Origin of the sequence: Nocardia amamiensis NBRC 102102, assembly GCF_001612745.1 — a bacterium.
GTDB classification, from domain to species: domain Bacteria; phylum Actinomycetota; class Actinomycetes; order Mycobacteriales; family Mycobacteriaceae; genus Nocardia; species Nocardia amamiensis.
Genome location: NZ_BDBA01000078.1, coordinates 25,229 through 44,743, shown reverse-complemented (window position 1 = coordinate 44,743; position 19,515 = coordinate 25,229). Strand labels below are relative to the sequence as shown.

The 19,515-nt window shown below is 68.8% G+C and carries 23 protein-coding genes and 1 pseudogene; 19 read left to right on the top strand and 5 right to left on the bottom strand.

Going from position 1 to position 19,515, the window contains the following annotated elements:
- The first annotated feature begins 91 nt into the window (after window positions 1-91).
- From NA4_RS16375 to NA4_RS16330, 11 genes and pseudogenes are all read left to right on the top strand, one after another.
- Window positions 92-523 carry a TIGR02611 family protein gene (locus NA4_RS16375; RefSeq protein WP_067470510.1) on the top strand — a complete coding sequence of 144 codons (432 nt, stop codon included), beginning with the start codon at window positions 92-94 and terminating at the stop codon, window positions 521-523.
- The gene (locus NA4_RS16370) at window positions 520-1,134 is read left to right on the top strand and encodes a (2Fe-2S)-binding protein (protein WP_245671416.1); all 615 of its coding nucleotides are present in this window, start codon (window positions 520-522) and stop codon (window positions 1,132-1,134) included. The genes NA4_RS16375 and NA4_RS16370 overlap by 4 nt, the downstream gene beginning before the upstream one ends.
- 237 nt (window positions 1,135-1,371) lie before the next feature.
- Window positions 1,372-3,435: a threonine--tRNA ligase gene (gene thrS / locus NA4_RS16365; protein WP_067470509.1), complete on the top strand. Its 2,064-nt coding sequence runs from the start codon at window positions 1,372-1,374 to the stop codon at window positions 3,433-3,435.
- Between the two features lie 156 nt (window positions 3,436-3,591).
- The gene (locus NA4_RS16360; RefSeq protein WP_157129056.1) at window positions 3,592-4,191 is read left to right on the top strand and encodes an ATP adenylyltransferase; all 600 of its coding nucleotides are present in this window, start codon (window positions 3,592-3,594) and stop codon (window positions 4,189-4,191) included.
- A gap of 23 nt (window positions 4,192-4,214) precedes the next feature.
- Window positions 4,215-4,910, top strand: a complete 696-nt coding sequence (gene pgsA, locus NA4_RS16355) for a phosphatidylinositol phosphate synthase (RefSeq protein ID WP_067470488.1) — start codon at window positions 4,215-4,217, stop codon at window positions 4,908-4,910.
- Between the two features lie 162 nt (window positions 4,911-5,072).
- Window positions 5,073-6,041 (top strand): phosphatidylinositol mannoside acyltransferase, encoded by a 969-nt coding sequence (locus NA4_RS16350; protein WP_067470487.1) that lies wholly within the window; start codon window positions 5,073-5,075, stop codon window positions 6,039-6,041.
- The gene (locus NA4_RS16345) at window positions 6,038-7,162 is read left to right on the top strand and encodes a glycosyltransferase family 4 protein (protein ID WP_067470486.1); all 1,125 of its coding nucleotides are present in this window, start codon (window positions 6,038-6,040) and stop codon (window positions 7,160-7,162) included. Before NA4_RS16350 ends, NA4_RS16345 begins: the two co-directional genes overlap by 4 nt.
- Window positions 7,162-8,205 carry an NUDIX hydrolase gene (locus tag NA4_RS16340; protein WP_067470507.1) on the top strand — a complete coding sequence of 348 codons (1,044 nt, stop codon included), beginning with the start codon at window positions 7,162-7,164 and terminating at the stop codon, window positions 8,203-8,205. Before NA4_RS16345 ends, NA4_RS16340 begins: the two co-directional genes overlap by 1 nt.
- Before the next feature lie 417 nt (window positions 8,206-8,622).
- A complete protein-coding gene (gene pdxS, locus NA4_RS16335; RefSeq protein ID WP_067470485.1) occupies window positions 8,623-9,525 on the top strand; it encodes a pyridoxal 5'-phosphate synthase lyase subunit PdxS in 903 nt (300 codons plus the stop codon).
- A gap of 24 nt (window positions 9,526-9,549) precedes the next feature.
- Window positions 9,550-9,672 (top strand): annotated as a pseudogene (locus tag NA4_RS39170) (LysR family transcriptional regulator); the annotation flags it as partial.
- Between the two features lie 247 nt (window positions 9,673-9,919).
- Window positions 9,920-10,414: a WKL family lipoprotein gene (locus NA4_RS16330; RefSeq protein WP_067470506.1), complete on the top strand. Its 495-nt coding sequence runs from the start codon at window positions 9,920-9,922 to the stop codon at window positions 10,412-10,414.
- Between the two features lie 264 nt (window positions 10,415-10,678).
- On the opposite strand, the gene NA4_RS16325 is transcribed toward NA4_RS16330, so the two are convergent.
- The gene (locus NA4_RS16325; RefSeq protein WP_067470484.1) at window positions 10,679-11,305 is read right to left on the bottom strand and encodes a nucleoside/nucleotide kinase family protein; all 627 of its coding nucleotides are present in this window, start codon (window positions 11,303-11,305) and stop codon (window positions 10,679-10,681) included.
- 113 nt (window positions 11,306-11,418) lie between these two features.
- Between NA4_RS16325 and NA4_RS16320 the strand changes: the two genes are divergently transcribed.
- The 3 genes from NA4_RS16320 (at window position 11,419) to NA4_RS16310 (ending at window position 13,973) form a co-directional block, all read left to right on the top strand.
- Complete coding sequence (locus tag NA4_RS16320; protein WP_067470483.1) at window positions 11,419-12,240, top strand: acyl-CoA thioesterase; 822 nt, start codon at window positions 11,419-11,421, stop codon at window positions 12,238-12,240.
- 210 nt (window positions 12,241-12,450) lie between these two features.
- Entirely contained in the window at window positions 12,451-13,101 is a 651-nt protein-coding gene (gene pdxT, locus NA4_RS16315) for a pyridoxal 5'-phosphate synthase glutaminase subunit PdxT (protein WP_373862797.1), read from the top strand.
- 119 nt (window positions 13,102-13,220) lie between these two features.
- Complete coding sequence (locus NA4_RS16310; RefSeq protein ID WP_067470482.1) at window positions 13,221-13,973, top strand: YebC/PmpR family DNA-binding transcriptional regulator; 753 nt, start codon at window positions 13,221-13,223, stop codon at window positions 13,971-13,973.
- Here NA4_RS16310 and NA4_RS16305 read toward each other — a convergent pair.
- The 4 genes from NA4_RS16305 to NA4_RS16290 form a co-directional block, all read right to left on the bottom strand.
- Window positions 13,970-14,473: an SRPBCC family protein gene (locus NA4_RS16305; protein WP_067470481.1), complete on the bottom strand. Its 504-nt coding sequence runs from the start codon at window positions 14,471-14,473 to the stop codon at window positions 13,970-13,972. The two genes, NA4_RS16310 and NA4_RS16305, sit on opposite strands and share 4 nt — an antisense overlap.
- Entirely contained in the window at window positions 14,470-14,832 is a 363-nt protein-coding gene (locus NA4_RS16300; protein ID WP_067470504.1) for a metalloregulator ArsR/SmtB family transcription factor, read from the bottom strand. The genes NA4_RS16305 and NA4_RS16300 overlap by 4 nt, the downstream gene beginning before the upstream one ends.
- A 104-nt stretch (window positions 14,833-14,936) precedes the next feature.
- A complete protein-coding gene (locus NA4_RS16295) occupies window positions 14,937-15,143 on the bottom strand; it encodes a DUF5988 family protein (protein ID WP_040780179.1) in 207 nt (68 codons plus the stop codon).
- A 41-nt stretch (window positions 15,144-15,184) separates the two neighbouring features.
- Window positions 15,185-16,189 carry an NADP-dependent oxidoreductase gene (locus NA4_RS16290; RefSeq protein WP_245671414.1) on the bottom strand — a complete coding sequence of 335 codons (1,005 nt, stop codon included), beginning with the start codon at window positions 16,187-16,189 and terminating at the stop codon, window positions 15,185-15,187.
- Between the two features lie 28 nt (window positions 16,190-16,217).
- Between NA4_RS16290 and NA4_RS16285 the strand changes: the two genes are divergently transcribed.
- The 5 genes from NA4_RS16285 to ruvA all read left to right on the top strand — a co-directional run bounded on the left by NA4_RS16285 (window position 16,218) and on the right by ruvA (window position 19,509).
- Window positions 16,218-17,204, top strand: coding sequence for a GlxA family transcriptional regulator (locus tag NA4_RS16285; RefSeq protein ID WP_174552955.1), 987 nt, complete (start codon window positions 16,218-16,220; stop codon window positions 17,202-17,204).
- Window positions 17,205-17,242: 38 nt separating this feature from the next.
- Window positions 17,243-17,758: an O-acetyl-ADP-ribose deacetylase gene (locus tag NA4_RS16280; RefSeq protein WP_067470480.1), complete on the top strand. Its 516-nt coding sequence runs from the start codon at window positions 17,243-17,245 to the stop codon at window positions 17,756-17,758.
- 45 nt (window positions 17,759-17,803) lie between these two features.
- Window positions 17,804-18,256 carry an acyl-CoA thioesterase gene (locus tag NA4_RS16275; RefSeq protein WP_067470479.1) on the top strand — a complete coding sequence of 151 codons (453 nt, stop codon included), beginning with the start codon at window positions 17,804-17,806 and terminating at the stop codon, window positions 18,254-18,256.
- Between the two features lie 81 nt (window positions 18,257-18,337).
- Window positions 18,338-18,907: a crossover junction endodeoxyribonuclease RuvC gene (ruvC, locus tag NA4_RS16270; protein ID WP_067470478.1), complete on the top strand. Its 570-nt coding sequence runs from the start codon at window positions 18,338-18,340 to the stop codon at window positions 18,905-18,907.
- Complete coding sequence (gene ruvA, locus NA4_RS16265) at window positions 18,904-19,509, top strand: Holliday junction branch migration protein RuvA (RefSeq protein ID WP_067470477.1); 606 nt, start codon at window positions 18,904-18,906, stop codon at window positions 19,507-19,509. Before ruvC ends, ruvA begins: the two co-directional genes overlap by 4 nt.
- The last annotated feature ends 6 nt before the right edge of the window (window positions 19,510-19,515 follow it).

Genomic DNA, 19,515 nt, shown 5'->3' with positions numbered 1-19,515 from the left:
TCCCGCCCGGGCGCGCCACCCGGGCGGGATCGCCGTGTCCGGACAGGTGGGAGCGGAATTCCGGGGACCGGATTGCTCGTACCCTGGGGACGTGACCGCAGATCTGGAAACGAGCTCGACCGATCGGCCGACCGGCTGGCGTGCCTTCCGTGCCGGGCTCGGGCGACGACCTACGCTGTATCTCGCCTACCGGATCGGGGTCGCGGTGGTCGGTGTCGCCGTGCTCGCGGTCGGCCTCCTCGCGATCCCGTATCCCGGCCCCGGCTGGGCGATCGTGTTCGCCGGGCTCGGCATCCTCGCCACGGAATTCGCTTGGGCGCGTAGAGCGTTGGGGTGGTTGCGGGACCGGTACCGGCAGGGTATGGCCTGGTATTCCGCCCGTGGTCCGGCGATGCGGGTGTTCGCCGCGGCCGGCACCGCCGCATTGGTCGTCGCGACGCTGTGGGTATTGGGAACGTTCGGGCTTGTGGGTAGTTGGATCGGAGTCGAATGGGAATGGCTGCGCAGCCCCCTGCAACGGTGACCACCGTCGCGGGGCGCATGCTCACCCAGCCGGAGTGGCTGGCCGCGCGTATCGCGGAAATGGGTCACTCGTGGGGGACCACGTCGCCGCGCATCGCGGGCACGCTGTGGTGGTGCATGGTCGCGTCCGCGCTGGTGGAGCAGATCGCGCGGGCGTACGCGCACGACGAACCCGCCCCCGAAGCCGCGTTGGACCGGCTGGATTGCGAAGTGCGACCGGACGGCGGCATCGAGCGGGTGCGCATCCTCGCGGCCGGCGGCGCGCAGGCCGATTGCGCGGCGACCCTGCGCGACACCCTCGCCGCCGTGATCCCGCCGGTCGCCGAGGTGTCCGGGGCGGGCATTCCCTCGCTATGGGCGATTGCCACCGACGCGATCGGCAATCGTGCGCTGGACGCCGGTTCACCGGACGCGGGCGCACGGCTGGCCGCCGAGATCGGCGGCAAACTCCCGGCACCGCGGTTCGTCGAGATCGGCGGACGCACGTTCGTCCGGCGGATGTCCTGCTGTCTGGTATTCGAGGTCCCCGGCTGCCAGATGTGCACCAGCTGTCCCAAACGACCAGCCGCCGAACGCACCGCGCTACTCGCGAAACTCGCCGCCGAAACCTGAGGGGACCGGTACGGCCTGAAGACCCGCGGAGGCGGCACAGCACTCGACACAGAATCCGAACGGGAATCCCGCGCCCCTCAACCGGTACGGCCTGAATATCCGGCACGGCGGGGAGCGAGGCGGGGGAGCAGCGCGCAGCGGCGGGACAGTAGCATGGTCGCGCCGGAGCGAACACGCGATCGGCCACCATTCAGCGGGGACCCGCCCGCCCACGAGAACGCCAAGGAGAGCGCAGCCGTGACCACTTCAGCGCCCATCAGCCCAGTCGCCCTCGTCCGGGTGCCGGCCGGGACGACGGCGGGTGCCGCGGTGCGCGAGGCGGGTCTGCCGACCAAGGGGCCGGACACCGTCGTCGTCGTCCGGCTGGACGGCGAGTTGAAGGACCTGTCCTGGACCCCGGACACCGATGTCGACGTGCAGCCGGTGGCCGCGAACACCGAGGACGGCCGCAACGTCATCCGGCACTCCACCGCGCACGTCTTGGCCCAAGCCGTGCAACAGGAGTTTCCCGAGGCCAAGCTGGGCATCGGTCCTTACATCAAGGACGGCTTCTACTACGACTTCCGGGTCGAGCGGCCGTTCACCCCGGAGGACCTGGCCAAGCTGGAATCCCGGATGAAGAAGATCGTCAAAGGCGCGCAGCGGTTCTCGCGCCGGGTGGTCGAGGTCGAGGACGCCAGGGTCGAGCTGGCCAAGGAGCCGTTCAAGCTGGAGCTGATCAGCGACAAGTCCGGCATCGATGACCCGGAGGTCATGGAGGTCGGCGGCGCAGAGCTGACCATCTACGACAACCTGGACCCGCGCACCGGCGAGAAGATCTGGGGCGATCTGTGCCGCGGCCCGCACATCCCGACCACCAAGTTCATCCCGGCCTTCAAGCTGACCCGCAGCTCCGCCGCGTACTGGCGCGGCGACCAGAACCGCGAGGATCTGCAGCGCATCTACGGCACCGCGTGGGAGTCGCAGGAGGCGCTCGACGAGCACCTGCACCTGCTCGCCGAGGCCGAGCGCCGAGACCACCGCAAGCTCGGCCTGGAACTGGACCTGTTCAGCTTCCCCGACGAGCTCGGTTCCGGCCTTCCGGTCTTCCACCCCAAGGGCGGCATCATCCGCAAGGAGCTGGAGGAGTATTCGCGCCGCAGGCATGTGGCGGCCGGTTACGAGTTCGTCAACACCCCGCATATCACCAAGGGCCACCTCTTCGAGGTCTCCGGGCACTTGGACTGGTACCGCGACGGGATGTTCCCCCCGATGCACCTCGACGCGGAGCTCAATGAGGACGGGACCGTCCGCAAGCCAGGCCAGGACTACTACGTCAAGCCGATGAACTGCCCGATGCACAACCTGATCTTCCGCGCCCGCGGCCGGTCGTATCGGGAGCTGCCGCTGCGGCTGTTCGAGTTCGGCTCGGTGTACCGCTACGAGAAGTCCGGCGTGGTGCACGGCCTGACCAGGGTGCGCGGCATGACCCAGGACGACGCGCACATCTACTGCACCAAAGAGCAGATGCACAGCGAACTCACCGATACGCTGCGGTTCGTGCTGGACCTGCTGAAGGATTACGGCCTCGACGACTTCTACCTCGAACTGTCCACCAAGGACCCGAAGAAGTTCGTCGGTTCCGAGGAGATCTGGGAGGAGGCCACCGAGACCCTGTCCAAGGTCGCCTCCGCCTCCGGGCTGGAGCTGGTGCCCGATCCGGGCGGCGCCGCGTTCTACGGCCCGAAGATCTCGGTGCAGGCCAAGGACGCGCTCGGCCGTACCTGGCAGATGTCGACCATCCAGCTGGACTTCAACCTGCCGGAACGGTTCAACCTGGAATACACCGCCTCCGACGGCACCAAGCAGCGGCCGGTGATGATCCACCGTGCGCTGTTCGGCTCGATCGAGCGCTTCTTCGGCGTGCTCACCGAGCATTACGCGGGTGCCTTCCCGGCGTGGCTGTCGCCGGTGCAGGTCGTCGGCATCCCGGTGGCGGAAACGTTTGTGCCGCATCTGGATCGGGTGATCGAGCAACTGCGGGACGAGGGCGTCCGCGCGCAAGTGGATCGCAGCGACGACCGGATGCAAAAGAAGATCTTCAACAACAACGCGCAGAAGGTGCCGTTCATGCTGCTCGCCGGTGAGCGCGACGTGAACGCGAACGCCGTGAGCTTCCGGTTCCGGGACGGCACCCAGCTCAACACCGTGCCGGTGGAGGACGCGGTGGCCACCGTCGTCGCCTGGATCGCGCATCGGGAGAACGCGTCGCCGACGGCCGAGGGTTTCGAGATCCGGTCCGGGAACAAGGGCGGGGCATGAGCGAGCGCAGCGAGCGAACAAACGACACAGCCGAGCACTCGGTCGTGCCGGAGCCGAGCGCCAGCGAGGCGCAGGCATGACCGAGCGCAGCGAGCGAACAAACGACACAGCCGAGCACTCGGTCGTGCCGGAGCCGAGCGCCAGCGAGGCGCAGGCATGACCGAGCGCACGGTGCCGGACGGGCTCGCGGATCTGGACGAGACCGCGACCTCGGCCGACCAGAGAGCCATCGTGGACGCCGGCGCGGGTGAACCGGATCGGCTGCTTCGACTGTGGACGCCCTACCGCATGTCCTACATCGCGGAGGCGGCCACCGGTCCCAAGGATTCGACGGGTCATCCGTTCACGGACATCCCGAAGATGGCCGACGAGGACGGATTGGTGGTCGCCAGGGGCGAGTTGGTGTACGCGGTGCTCAACCTGTACCCGTACAACCCCGGGCACATGATGGTGGTGCCGTACCGCAAGGTGGCCGACTTGGAGGACCTCACCGAGGCCGAGAGCGCCGAACTGATGGCCTTCACCCAGCAGGCGATCCGGGTGATGAAGAAGGTCTCCCGGCCGCACGGCTTCAACGTCGGATTGAACCTCGGCGCAGTGGCCGGCGGTTCGCTGGCCGACCACCTGCACCAGCACATCGTGCCGCGCTGGGGCGGTGACGCGAACTTCATCACCGTGGTCGGCGGGGTGAAGGTGATGCCGCAATTGCTGCGGGAGACCAGGGCGCTGCTCGCGGCGGCCTGGAAGGAGGCATAGATGAGCGACCGGGCGGATCGGCCGTGCTGAGTTTCTTCGGCCGCGAGGCGTTCGCCAAGGCGACGGCGCCGCTGGGCCGGGCGCTGGTCGGCACCGGCCTCACACCCGATGCCGTGACGCTCATCGGTACCACCGCGTCCATCGTCGCCGCCGTCACGCTGTTCCCGACCGGACACCTGTTCTGGGGAACCATGGTGATCTGGTTGTTCGTCATGTTCGACATGCTCGACGGGGCCATGGCCAGGGCGCGCGGCGGCGGGACGAAATACGGCGCCGTGCTGGACGCCACCTGTGACCGCCTCGCCGACGGAGCCATCTTCGGTGGCCTCGCGTGGTGGGCGGTCTTCCACGAGCAGCACAAACCGCTGTTCGTCGCGACGCTCGTCGTCCTGGTGACCTCGCAGGTGATCTCCTACGCCAAGGCGCGCGCCGAAGCCAGCGGGCTGTCCGCGGACGGCGGTCTCATCGAACGGCCGGACCGCCTGGTCATCGTGCTGGTCGGGGCCGGATTCACCGGTATCGGCGGGTACTGGGGCATCGAATGGCTCACCTACGCGGTCCACGTGGCCATGTGGATTCTCGCGGTGCTCAGCATCGTCACCGTTGTCCAGCGGGTGCTGGCCGTGCGCAATTCGCCGGGGGCGCGAACCGTGATACCGGCCGCGCAGCCGCGGAATTCGAGCACGGGTACCGCCGACGCCACGGGGCTCCCGTCGTGACTCACTTGGTGCCGGACGCCGACCTGTCGACGGTGGCGTCCGGAGCATCCGTGCTGATGGATCGCGGACGAGGAGCGGGGAAGTGCGCATGAGTGGTCAAGCTCGGAGGCGGCAGCGCAGCGTGACCGTGGAGAGCTCCGCTCATGCACGAGAGGACACAGCATGAGCATCGGGGAGCAGCTCGGTGCCGCCGGATACGCGGCGGGCTGGCGGCTGGTGCGCGCGCTGCCGGAATCGACGGCCCGGCGTTTGTTCGACTGGGGCGGCGACCGGGTGGCCCGGCGCGCCAATCGGGAGTTCCACGCGGGTGGCGCGCCGAACCAATTGCGGCGCAACCTGGCCCGCGTGCTCGGCGTGCTTCCTGCCGACGTGCCGGACGAGCTGATTCGCGCCAGCATGCGGTCCTACGCCCGGTACTGGCGCGAGGCGTTCCGGCTGCCGGCGATGGATCATTCCGCGGTCGACTATTACGTCGAGGGATTGCCATTCCTCGACGCCGCCCTCGCCGAGGGCCGCGGCGTGATCTTCGTGCTGCCGCATTCCGGCAACTGGGATATGGCCGGTGTCTGGCTGATACAGCACTACGGCAATCTGACCACCGTGGCCGAGCGGCTGAAGCCGGAATCGCTGTTCGAGCGGTTCGTCGCCTACCGGGAGAGCCTCGGCTTCGAAGTGTTCCCGTTGACCGGCGGTGAGCAGCCGCCGTTCGGCCGGCTTGCGGCGCGCCTGCGACAGAACAAGATCGTGTGCCTGATGGGCGAACGCGACCTCACCGGCAAAGGCGTTCCCGTTCAGTTCTTCGGCGAGCGCACCTGGATGCCCGCGGGTGCGGCGAAGCTGGCCATCGAGACCGGCGCCGCGTTGATTCCGGTGCACGCGTGGTTCGAGGTCGATGCCGACGGGCGCGAGGACTGGGGCCTGAAAACCGAGGCGCCGCTGGACGTTTCCGGTGGTGTGGCCGTGGCTACCCAGCAATTGGCAGACCGCTTCGCGGCGAATATCGCCGAGCACCCGGCGGATTGGCACATGCTGCAACCGCTGTGGGAGAGCGACCTGTCGCCGCAGCGGCGCGCCATGATCGCCGCCACGCAGGCGAGCATCCAGGCCGAGCAGGGGGACGTCACGACATGAAGATCGGCATGGTCTGCCCCTATTCGTTCGACGTGCCGGGTGGAGTGCAGGCGCATGTCGTCGAGCTGGCGCGGGTGTTCATCGAACGCGGGCACAAGGTGAGCGTGCTGGCGCCCGCGTCGGACGGCACGCCGCTGCCGGAGTTCGTGGTGTCGGCGGGCCGCGCGGTCGCCATCCCGTACAACGGGTCGGTGGCGCGATTGTCGTTCGGGCCGATGTCCTACACCAGGATTCGCCGATGGATCGACGGCAACGATTTCGACGTGCTGCACATCCACGAGCCCAACGCGCCCAGTCTGTCGATGCTCGCGCTGAAGATCGCCGAGGGGCCGATCGTCGCCACCTTCCACACCTCGACGACGAAGTCATTGGTGCTGAGCACTTTCCAGGGCGTGTTGCGGCCGTATCACGAGAAGATCGCCGGCCGCATCGCGGTCTCGGAACTGGCGCGGCGCTGGCAGGTGGAGGCGTTGGGCTCGGACGCGGTGGAGATCCCCAACGGCGTCGATGTTCCCGCGTTCGCCAGGGCGCCGATGCTGCCCGGCTATCCCCGCGCCGGGGGGACGGTGCTGTTCCTGGGCCGTTACGACGAGCCGCGCAAGGGGATGGAGGTCTTGCTCGGCGCGCTGCCCGATCTGGTGCGCCGCCACCCCGATGTCGAGATCCTCATCGTGGGCCGGGGCGACGAAGACCGGCTGCGCCGTGAGGCGGGTGGGCTGTCCGGGCACCTGCGCTTTCTCGGGCAGGTGTCCGACGAGGAGAAGGCTTCGGCGATGCGGAGCGCGGACGTCTACGTCGCGCCCAACCTGGGTGGCGAGAGCTTCGGCATCATCCTGATCGAGGCGATGGCCGCGGGCACCCCCGTGGTGGCCAGCGAACTGGACGCGTTCCGCCGGGTCCTGCGCGACGGCACGGCAGGCATGCTCGTCCCGGTCGGTGACTCGGCGGCACTGGCCGCCGCACTGCACACCGTGCTCACCGACGAGGTGCGCAGGGAGGCCCTGGTGCACACCGCGGCGCAGGTGGTGAGCGAGTACGACTGGCCGGTGGTAGCCGAACAGATCCTGCGCGTGTACGAGACCGTGACCGTGGGCGACATCAGGGTGCGGGCCGCCGGATGATCACCTTCTCCGCGACGACCGTCCTCGTTCTCGCGCTGATCGCCGCGGTGGTCATCGCGATCGGGCTGTGGGCGTACTCCACCGCCAATCGGCTCGACCGGCTGCATGTGCGCTCCGATTTGTCCTGGCAGGCTCTCGACTCGGCGTTGGCGCGGCGCGCGGTGGTGGCCAGGGCGGTGGCGATGGCCATCGCGGGCCCGGTGTCCGATCCGAGGCTGGCGGAGCAGGCCCGGCAGCTGTCGGCGCTGGCGGACCGGGCCGAGCGGGCCGGTCGCGCCGACCGGGAGACGGTGGAGAACCAGCTGTCGTCGGCGCTGTCGGGCGTCGACATCGACATGCTGCGTCCGCAACTGGTCGCCGAGCTGGCCGACGCCGAGGCGAGGGTGCTGATCGCCCGCCGCTTCCACAACGACGCCGTGCGCGATACGCTCGCGCTGCGCACCCGCCGCCCGGTCCGCATCCTGCACCTCGGCGGCACCGCCCCGCTGCCGTCCTATTTCGAGATCACCGAACGGGCCACGCCCGCCGCGTCCACGGGCCTGGCGGTCGACACCATCCGCACCACCGCGCGCGTGGTTCTGTTCGACGAGCACGACCGGACTTTGCTGATGCGCGGCAACGACCCCAAGACGCCGGAGGTGTCGTTCTGGTTCACCGTCGGCGGCGGGGTGGAACCGGGGGAAAGCCTGCGCGTCGCGGCGGTGCGGGAGCTCTACGAGGAAACCGGGTACCGCGCCGACCCGGACGCTCTGCGCGGCCCGATCTGGCGGCGGGTGGCGGTATTCCCCTTCAACGGTGAGCTGATCCGTTCCGAAGAGCTGTTCTTCGCCCTGCGCGTGCGCGGTTTCGAACCGCACGCCGCGAACCAGACCGCGATCGAACGCCGCTCCATCACCGGTAACAAATGGTGCACGGCCGCCGACATCGTCGCGCTGGACCGCGGCTGTGAAACCGTGTACCCGTATCACCTGGATGAACTGCTCGCCGAAGCCGCCGAAGCCGCGTCGGGAACGACCGACCCCGAAGTCCGCTCCATCCGCTGACCGGATGTGTTGTGTTTCACGATCGTGATACCGTCGCGATGAATCAGGGCGCCGGAGGGTAGTGCTGTCGATGGACGCAGAGGAATTCGGCGTCGTGGTCCCGACAAGCGGGGCCGTTCCTGCTCGGTTGTGGAGGTAGTTGGTTCATGTCGTATCTGCTGTTCGATTTCCTGTTGCCGCTGCTCGGCCCCGCCGCCGCGGAGTACTGGGCGCAGTTGCTGGTGGTCGGCCCGCTGTGAGAAACGCCGCGCCGGGACGGCACGCTCGCCGAGCCCTCCCGGCGTAGGTCGCCGTCTGGCTGGATCACACCAGGCCAGTGCACTCCGACTGGCTATCAAGTGGCCTTTCGCGGCCGCCTAGAATCGTGGCGTTCGATTCCGAGCAACCAATTGGCGCACATGCCTGGAGGAGTTTGCCGTGACCACGCCCGAGACCACCCAGACCGTCGGCACCGCCCGCGTGAAGCGCGGCATGGCCGAGATGCTCAAGGGCGGGGTGATCATGGATGTCGTCACGCCGGAGCAGGCCAAGATCGCCGAGGACGCCGGAGCGGTCGCGGTGATGGCACTGGAGCGCGTTCCGGCCGACATCCGTGCGCAGGGCGGCGTGTCCCGGATGAGCGATCCGGACATGATCGAGGGCATCATCTCCGCGGTCTCCATCCCGGTCATGGCGAAGGCCCGCATCGGTCACTTCGTCGAGGCGCAGATCCTGCAGAGCCTCGGCGTCGACTACATCGACGAGTCCGAGGTGCTCACCCCCGCCGACTACGCCAACCACATCGACAAGTGGAACTTCACCGTGCCGTTCGTCTGCGGCGCGACGAATCTGGGTGAGGCGTTGCGCCGAATCACCGAGGGCGCGGCCATGATTCGCTCGAAGGGCGAGGCGGGCACCGGTGACGTGTCCAACGCGACCACGCATATGCGCCAGATCCGCCAGGAGATCCGCAGGCTGTCCTCGCTGCCCGAGGACGAGCTGTTCGTCGCGGCCAAGGAACTGCAGGCGCCGTACGAGCTGGTGCGCGAGATCGCCGGGACCGGCAAACTGCCGGTCGTGCTGTTCACCGCGGGCGGCATCGCGACCCCGGCCGACGCCGCGATGATGATGCAGCTCGGTGCCGAGGGCGTGTTCGTCGGTTCGGGCATCTTCAAGTCCGGCAACCCGGCGCAGCGCGCCGCCGCGATCGTCAAGGCCACCACGTTCTACGACGATCCGGACGTGCTGGCGAAGGTGTCGCGCGGCCTGGGCGAGGCCATGGTCGGCATCAACGTCGAGGAGATCGCGCAGCCGCACCGGTTGGCCGAGCGCGGCTGGTGATCGCGGGCCGGTAGCGTCTGCCGCGTGGAATTGCGGCAGCTGCGGTACTTCGTGGTGTTGGCGGAGGAGTTGCACTTCCGCCGCGCCGCGCAGCGATTGTTCATTTCGACACCCACACTCAGTCAGCAGATCAAGGTGCTGGAGCGGGGCGCGGTGGCCTAGCGAGCGGCCGCGTGCCATCCCGCGGTGCCGGGGTTGGTCGCCGCGCTGGCGGCGGAACTGTCCCCGGCGTAGCGCAACCCGCGTGTCGGAGCCGTCCGTCCAACTCTCACGGCGGCCAGAAAGTAGTCTCAGGGTTCCCACAAACATGCTCAGTAGCTTCGCCATTCGATTGCCCATGGCCGTTTCGTGTCCCCGCACCGCCGGGGATCCTCCGAACGCAAAGGACGAACAGTTGAAGCTTCGTAAGACCGGACGTATTGCCGTCGCGGGGTTGGCTATGGCTGCCGCCCTCAGCCTGGCTGCCTGCGGCAACGACGAATCGAGCGAGTCGGGTAAGCCGACGCGCACCACAACCGGCGTCGCGGCGACCGCCACCACGCCCGCCCCGCCCACCGTCGACGAACTCAATGCCCTGCTGCAGCGTGCGCTGGATCCCGCGGTGCCGAACGAGCAAAAGCTCGACAGCGTGCAGGGCATCGAGGCCGACCCCGGACTGCCGAACCGCTTGGCGGAGGCCTTCCGGCAGTCCAACGCCACGGTCGTGGTCACCGGAGTCACCGCCTTCGGCGACAGCGTCACCGCGCAGGCCAAGTTCACCATCAACGGCCAGGAGAACCTGGTCGACGTGCCCTTCGTGTTGGACGGCGGCAAATGGAAGGTCCAGAAGGCATGGGCCTGCCAGGCGCTGGCCAACCTGAACCAGCAGTCCCCGGCCTGCGCGCCCTGACCGTTCTCGGTACCAGGTCGCAGTGCGCTTCGCTCGACCGCTACGGCCCGGCAACGCCTCCGCGATTGCCGGGCCGAAACATTGTGCGACCTGCTGTGTTAGCCGCAAGCTAAGGCGTATTCGGCAGTGCGACATGGACAGTCAGCGCGACTACTGGTAGCCGCTCCGGATATGGATACGTCGACGTGCGCATCTATATATAGATCAACCTGAGTCGAGAACAACTCAGTCGGCTTGACGACAGTTGGCACGGACTGGGGAGGGCTACCTCCCGCGGGCGTCGTCGACTCGTAACGCGGGGCGATCGGGGTGATCCCATCGAACGAAGAACGTTGGTGTGTCCGGGTTCTCGGCATCGTGCCGCAGCAATGCCGGAATGGTCCACTGCGCCTCCGCCGGAGTGGTGCGGTGCAAGGCGGCCTCGGACAGGTCCAGGCGCACGGTCAGGTCGGCGTCGAGGCCACGGCCGGACAGCATCGGTCCCGCGACGATGATCGTGGCGGCGGGCGATGCCGTGCGGATCGCCGCACGTGCCGAGCGGTCGGCGGCTTCGTCCCAGAGGGCGGGCAGCCACCGGCCGTGGTCGCGCAGGGCGACGACCACCTCGCGACGCACCGCCGCATAGTCGAACCACGCTGTGCGATAGGACATCTCGTCGGTGCGGCCGAACTCCATGCGCAGCGAAGCGGGACGCACGTAGTCGTGCAGCGAGACCACGTCGGCGCTGCGGCCCGCGTCGCGCAGCGCGGCGGCGATCCGTGCGGCGAACCCGACGGGCCGGGCGGCGTCGGCGCCGTCGACGGCGATCACCGTGCAGGAGCGTGCGGTCAGGACGGGCCGGATCACCAGCTCGACGAGGCTGTCCACGGTGATCGGCAGAAAACGGGGCACCGGTCCATCTCAGCAAACCGCGACGTGCCGCGGGTCGGGGAGTCGCCGCTGTTGCCGGGTGTTCACCGGTGGCCGCGGCGCGCGCCGGGCGACGGCCGGGTTAGTCTCACCGCATGGCGACAATCGAAGAGGCGCTGGAGATAGAGCGGCTCGAGCGGGACATCTTCCGTGGCGCGTCCACCAAGACCCAGCTCCCGCGCACGTTCGGCGGACAGGTTGCCGGCCAGGCGCTGGTCTCCGCGGTCCGGACGGTGGAACCGCGATTCCAGGTGCACTCGCTGCACGGATACTTCCTGCGTCCGGGCAATCCGCAGGAGCGCACCGTCTACCAGGTCGAGCGCATCCGGGACGGCCGCTCCTTCTGCACCCGTCGGGTGACCGGCATCCAGGACGGCGCCGCCATCTTCACCATGTCGGCCTCCTTCCACGTCGGCGACCAGGGTCCCGTGCACCAGGACGTCATGCCCGAGGTGCAAGCGCCGGAGGATCTGCCCGACGCGGAGACGACGATGACCCCCGAGCGGCTGTGGTTGATGCGCGAATGGGAGCACTGGGATATCCGCATGGTGCCGCAGGAGAACGTGTCCCGCCGCGACGGTGTGGTCTCCCAGCAGCAGGTGTGGTTCCGCTACCGGCACCCGTTGCCCGACGATCCACTGGTGCACGTGTGCACCCTGGCCTACATGAGCGATATGACGCTGCTCGGTTCCTCGAAGGTAATCCACCCCGACGAGCCGACTCAGAACGCCTCGCTCGATCACGCGATGTGGTTCCTGCGCCCGTTCCGCGCCGACGAGTGGCTGCTGTACGACCAGTCCGCACCCTCGGCCGGTTTCGGGCGGGCACTGACCGGCGGCAAGATCTTCACCCGCGACGGCACACTGGTCGCCGCCGTGGTGCAGGAGGGGCTCATCCGCACGCTGCGCGAGAGCTGACCCTCGCGCGTCTCGCCGGATGCCGCGCCCGGCGTCCGCGATGCATGCCGCTAGCCGGCCCAGAGGTGCATGGTCACAACGTCTGCCCAGGTCGCCGTGATCTGCGGTGGCGGCATGTCGGCTGTTGCCGCTTTCGCGGATCGCCCTGTGCAGAGTCCGGACGGCAACCGTGAGCAGGCCCACATCGGCACGGCTCGTAAGCTTTCCGGCGTGAACGCTACCTCGGTCGCCGCACCCGCCGCCGACACCGGGCCGGTGCGGTCCGGTCCCACCATCGGTGTGCTTGCGTTGCAGGGCGACGTCCGGGAGCACGTCGCGGCCCTCGAACGGTGCGGTGCGCGACCCGTGCTGGTCCGTCGCGAGTCCGAACTCGCCGCGGTGGACGCCCTGGTGCTTCCCGGAGGCGAGTCGACCGCGATCAGCAAGCTGCTCGAGGCCTTCGAACTGCTGGAGCCGCTGCGCGCACGGCTGCGCGACGGGATGCCCGCCTTCGGTTCCTGCGCGGGCATGATCCTGCTCGCCTCGGAGGTGCTCGACACCCGTCCGGACGCGAAGCACCTGTCCGGTATCGATATGACGGTTCGCCGCAACGCATTCGGCCGACAAGTCGATTCATTCGAGACCGACCTGCCCTTCGCAGGACTCACCGGCGGTCCGGTGCGGGCGGTGTTCATCCGCGCGCCGTGGGTCGAGCGGGTGGGCGAGGGCGTCGAGGTGCTCGCCACCGTGCCGGATGGTCCGGCGGCGGGCCGGATCGTGGCGGTGCGGCAGGGCGCCGTCCTGGCGACGTCGTTCCATCCCGAGGTGACCGGCGACCTGCGGGTGCACCGGATGTTCGTCGACCTGGTCAGGGCGGCCTGAGCGGAGACCGCTTTGCGCGGTCGTCACGGACGCCCGAGTAGGCTGGGGAAGTTGTCCGCCCGGCCATGCCGGTACGGTACACACCACCAGACGTGCCATCGACCTGAAGGAAGTAGGGAATGAGCGGCCACTCCAAATGGGCCACCACCAAGCACAAGAAGGCTGCGATCGACGCGAAGCGCGGCAAGCTGTTCGCGAAGCTGATCAAGAACATCGAGGTGGCGGCCCGGACCGGTGGTGGTGACCCGGATGGCAACCCGACGCTGTACGACGCCATCCAGAAGGCGAAGAAGTCGTCGGTCCCCAACGACAACATCGAGCGCGCCCGCAAGCGCGGCGGCGGCGAGGAAGCCGGCGGCGCCGACTGGCAGACGATCATGTACGAGGGCTACGGCCCCAACGGTGTCGCCGTGCTGATCGAGTGCCTCACCGACAACCGCAATCGTGCCGCGGGCGAGGTCCGGGTCGCGATGACCCGCAACGGCGGCAACATGGCCGACCCGGGCTCGGTGGCCTACCTGTTCCACCGCAAGGGCATCGTCACCTTGGAGAAGAACGGTCTGTCCGAGGACGACGTGCTGATGGCGGTGCTCGACGCGGGGGCGGAAGAGGTCAACGACCTCGGCGAGTCGTTCGAGATCGTCAGCGAGCCCGGCGATCTGATCGCCGTGCGCACGGCGTTGCAGGGCGCCGGGATCGACTACGACTCGGCCGAGTCCGGTTTCCAGCCCTCGGTGTCGGTCGCGGTGGACGCCGACGGCGCCCGCAAGGTGATCAAGCTGGTCGACGCCCTCGAAGACAGCGACGACGTGCAGAACGTCTACACCAACGTCGACATCCCGGACGAGGTGCTCGCCGAGCTCGACGACTAGTCGAGCAGCCGCGCGTAGTAGTCCTGCATGGCGGGGTAGTACGCGCTGAAATCGGGGCGGTCGGTCTGCGCACGGGCCGCCCCGAGCATGTCCAGGTAGTACTCCCAGCCGGGACCGACCTGGGGGACCTGGGCGATCTCGGTGTCGGTCAGCAGGTGGTGGGTGAAGCGCAGTTCGGTGGTGCCGGCCGACTCGCTCAGTACCAGCTCCAGCCGCCACGAACCCTGGTCGTCGATCGCCGAGACGGCCAGCCGGTGCGGTGGTTCGCAAGCGTCGATGTGCATTTCCGTCCACGGTTGCTCGTCTTCGAAAGCCAACTGCACCTTGATGGTTCGTCCCGGTCCCGCTTCGCCCTGCCAGGGGCCGAACCACCGTGCGGTGCGGTCGGATTCGGTGACGCTGGCCCAGACGTCGTCGATCGGCGCCCGGTAGGTGCGGACCAGCACGAGATCCTTGCCGGTGCCCGCGGGGAAGAGTCGTCCGGTGGGTTGCTTGGTCATGCGGTGTTCTCCCTTGTCGCATCCTGGTCGCCGGAACGGCGCTCGCGCCTGGTCCGGTAGACCTCGGTTTCGAGTGCGTCGAGGTGGTGTGCCCAGGCGGTCTGCTGCTGCTCGAAGCGCGCGAGCCACTCGGTGAGTGCGGCCAGCGGTCCGGTGTCGAGCATGTAGAACCGCTCCCTGCCGACCAGTTCGTCACGCACCAGTCCGCTTTCGCGTAGCACACGGAGGTGTCGGCTGACGGCAGGGCGACTGATCGTGAAATGACCGGCGATCTCACCGGCGGTGCGCCGGGCGCCGAGCAGTAACTCCATGATCTCCCGCCGAACCGGATCGGCGATCGCCGCGGCCACCTCGTCCACGGACAAAAGTGTAACCACTTGGTTACGCTTTTGTCCAGCGGTGCACGTGATCAGCACTTCAGCGCCGGTCGGCGTGGTCGGCCGCCGCCGGGGAAGCGCGTGGTCTACTCCGCGATCTCGGTGCGCTCCCACCACTCGTATACGGGCAATTCCCCTTCGGGCGTTGCCAGGTGCCGCGGCGTGACTTTGAAATGTTCGTATCCGCCCCGATACGGGACCTTCAGCTCGACCCCCGGCGGGGTGATCGGCACGATGCGTTGGGGCAAGCCTTCCGGCCCGCCCTCGAGGAAAGCCTTGACCGCATTGCTCATCCTCGGATGGTAGAAGCGGAGCGGCATGGCTCGTGGCAGATTCAGGGGACGGTGAGTACCAATTTGCCCACGGTTCGCCCAGTATCGCCCAAAGCGTGCGCTTTTGCGGCTTCCGAGAGCGGGAATGTTCCGGCGATGGTCGGCCGCAGCGCTCCGGCCTCGACGAGTCCGGCGAGCGCAGTCATGCCCGCGTGGTCGTGTTCCACCAGCATCCGGACCGCCCGGACCCCGAGTGCGTCCGCCTCGGCCGCGAGGTCGCGCGGGCCCATGACGCGCAGTGTCACCAGCAGCCCGCCGGGACGCAGGGTGCGCAGCGAGCGAACGCTGTTGTCGTCATCAATCGAGTCCAGCACGACATCAACAGCACCGACCGCCTCGGCGATGTCGGTGCTGCGGTAGTCGATGACTTCGTCGGCGCCGATCCCGCGCAGGAACGCGTGGTTGGGCGCGCTGCCGGTGCCGATGACGTACGCGCCGCGCGCCTTGGCGATCTGCACTGCGAAGTGGCCGACGCCGCCCGCGGCCGCGTGGATCAGCACGCGTTGCCCCGCGCCCAACGCGGCGACGTCGACCAGCGCCTGCCACGCGGTCAGCGCGGCGAGCGGGATGGCCGCGGCCTGCACATGATCGAGCACGGCCGGTTTGCGTGCGAACGCGCGGGCGGGCCCGACGGTGTATTCCGCGCAGGCGCCGTGGCCGCCCGGGTAGGGGAGCATGCCGAAGACCTCGTCGCCGGGACGGAACAGCGTGACGCCGATGCCGACGGCGGCCACCTCGCCGGAGACGTCCCAGCCGAGAACGAACGGCGGCTCGGGCAGGAACAGTCCCGGGATGGCGCGGTGGAGCCAGTCGGTCGGATTGAGCCCGGCGGCGCGCACCCGGACCAGGATTTGGCCCGGACCCGGAACGGGTTGGGGGAGTTGCGCTTCGGTGAGCACCTCGGGGCCGCCGAGGACGTGCTGGTTGATCGCGCGCATGGTCGCGGTGGTGTCGATTTCGGTCATGGCTGCCAGCCTGCCGAGGCCGCCGGGCGAAGAAAATGGCATGATTGCCATTCTTCGATATGATCGTGCCATGCTGGTGGATGAAGCCGCACCCCATCGAGTGGTAGTGCTGGCATTGGACGGGGTGTATCCCTTCGAACTCGGCATCCCGACTCGGGTATTCGGCAGCGCCGCAGGCAGATACGAGGTGACCACCTGCTCGATCGACGGAGGCCCGGTGCGCAGTGCCGCGGATTTCACGATCGCCGTGGCGCGCGACAGCCGCGCACTGGAAGCCGCCGAAACGGTCGTGCTGCCCGCGTGTGACATCTCGACGGCCTTGTCCGGCACGCTGCCGCAGCCGGTGCTCGACGCGTTCGGGCGGATTCGACCTGGCACGAGGATCGTCGCGATCTGCACCGGCGCATTCATCGCCGCGGCCGCGGGACTGCTCGACGGTCGCCCGGCCACCACGCACTGGAATCAGGCCGAACGGTTCCGCCGCACCTTCCCCCGGGTCCGCCTCGACCCGGACGTGCTGTACGTCGACGACGGGGACGTCCTCACCTCGGCGGGCGCCGCGGCGGGGATCGACGTGTGTTTGCACTTGGTGCGCCGCGATCACGGCAGCGCCGTTGCGAACGCGGTCGCGCGCCGCTGCATCGTCCCGCCGTGGCGCGACGGCGGCCAGGCGCAGTACATCGAACAGCCGGTTCCGCCTGCGACGTCGGCCGGCACCGCGGCTGCCAGGCAGTGGGCCCTGGAGAACCTGCGCTCGCCGCTCACCGTCGAGGAGTTGGCCGAACGGGCCCGGATGAGCAAGCGCACTTTCGCGCGGCGGTTTCGCGACGAGGTGGGCATGAGCCCGGGGCGCTGGCTGATCCAGCAGCGTGTCTTCCGCGCCAGGCATCTGCTCGAGACCACCGACCTGACCGTCGACCGCATCGCGGGCGAGGTCGGATTCGCCACCGGTACCTCGCTGCGACAGCATCTGGTCGAGTCGATCGGCGTCTCACCGCAGGCCTATCGGCGCACGTTCCGTGCTGACGCCGCCGCGCCGCGGCGAACGGTGGCCTGATCTGGGCGTTTCTCTCGGGATCGGAGCAGAATACGGGCATGGCCGAACTGGTGCTCGTTCGCGGCGACATCACCGAGCAGGAGGTCGACGCGGTGGTCAACGCGGCGAATTCGTCGCTGCTCGGGGGCGGGGGCGTCGATGGGGCGATCCATCGGCGTGGCGGCCCCGAGATCGTGGCCGAATGTCGCCGACTGCGTGCTGCTCGGTACCGCGAGGGACTGCCGACGGGTGCGGCGGCGGCCACAACGGCCGGTCGCCTGCCTGCTCGCTGGGTGATTCACACGGTCGGCCCAGTGTGGTCGGCGGCCGAGGACCGCTCCGCGCTGCTGGCTTCCTGCTATCGCGAATCCTTGCGCGTGGCCGACGAATTGGGAGCGCGAACGGTCGCATTCCCGGCCATCTCCACCGGCATCTACGGCTGGCCCATGGACGACGGCGCCCGGATCGCCATCGAGACGGTGCGCGCGACCGAAACGGAGGTGGCGGAAGTCAGGTTCGTTCTCTTCGGCGAGCCCGCTTACACCGCGTTCGCGGAGCGGGCCTCGGCAGTCTGACAGCGCGAGCCGAACTTGTCGGTGCCCGCTGGCATAGTCGGGCCCGTGTCGTTCAGTACCCGCATCGAAGTCCGCGTGACCGATCTGGATCCGCAATTGCACGTCACCGGCGCGGCCTACCATCAGTTCGCCGACCACGCGCGTTTCGCGTGTGTCCAGGCGGCGGGCATCTCGCCCGACGAGTTGATCGCGGCGGGGCTCGGGCCGGTCAACCTGGAGACCATGCTTCGGTTCCACCGTGAATTGCGTGGTGGCGACGCCGTGGACGTGTCCTGTACCTGGCAGTGGGGCGAGGGCAAGACCTACCGGGTCGAGCACGTTCTCACGCGCGGCGACGGGGTGGTCGCCGCGACGGTGACCCACGTCAGCGGCCTGCTCGACTTGGCCGCGCGGCGCTTGGTCGCCGATCCCGCGCGGCAGTGGGCGGCATGGGCGAGCCGTCCCGAGTTGCTCGGGCTGCCGAACGCACTGCGGGACACCGCGGCACTCGGTGGGTAGCGGGTCGTGTCGTTCGACGGCGAAAGACCAAGCCTCCGCTAGACTCTCGAACAGTTGTTCGTGTTTGCGAGAGGGGTTGCCGTGCGAGTGATGGGCGTCGACCCCGGACTCACCCGGTGCGGCCTCAGCATCGTCGAGGGCGGGTCGGGGCGGCAGGTCACCGCCCTGGATGTCGGCGTGGTCCGCACTCCCGGCGACATGGATCTGGCCCAGCGCTTGCTCGCGGTCGCCGATGCCGCCGAACGCTGGATGGACGTGCACAAGCCAGAAGCCGTGGCGATCGAACGCGTCTTCGCCCAGCACAACGTCCGTACCGCCATGGGCACCGCACAGGCCGGGGGAGTGATCGCATTGTCCGCGGCGCGACGCGGCATCCCGGTCGCGTTCCACACCCCCAGCGAGGTGAAGGCGGCGGTCACCGGTAACGGCACCGCCGACAAGAAGCAGGTGACCGCCATGGTCACCCGCATCCTCGGCCTGCCTGCCGCCCCCACACCGGCGGACGCGGCGGATGCGCTCGCGCTGGCCATCTGCCATTGTTGGCGGGCGCCGCTGCTGGAGCGGATGGCGCAGGCCGAGGCCAAGGTGGCCGCGGCGCAGCGACGATACCGGGAACGGCTGGCCGAACAACGGAAGGCGGTGCACAGGTGATCGCGTCGGTTCGCGGTGAGGTGCTGGAGATCGCCCTCGACCACGCGGTGATCGAGGCGGCGGGAGTCGGCTACCGGCTCAACGCCACCCCGTCCACGCTGGCCGGGCTCACCCGTGGTGCCGAAGCCAGGCTCTACACCGCGATGATCGTGCGCGAGGACTCGATGACGCTCTACGGTTTCGCCGACACCGAGGCCCGCGATCTGTTCGGCTTGCTGCAAACGGTCTCCGGCGTCGGCCCGCGTCTCGCGATGGCGGTGCTGGCGGTGCTCGAGCCCGAAGCGCTGCGCAAGGCGCTCGCCGAGGGCAACGTGGCAGCGCTGACCAGGGTGCCCGGCATCGGCAAGCGCGGCGCCGAGCGGATGGTGGTCGAACTGCGCGACAAGGTGAACCTCGTTCCGGTGCCGTCCGGCCCGCCCGGTTCGACACCGGCCGCGGCGGTCACGCCGGTGCGCGATCAGGTCGTCGAGGCGCTGATCGGCCTCGGCTTCGCCGCCAGACAGGCCGAGCAGGCGATCGACGCGGTGCTGGCCGACCAGCCCGCCGCCGATACTTCCGTAGCCCTGCGCGCCGCGCTCGGCCTGCTCGGCAAGAACCGGTAAGGCGTC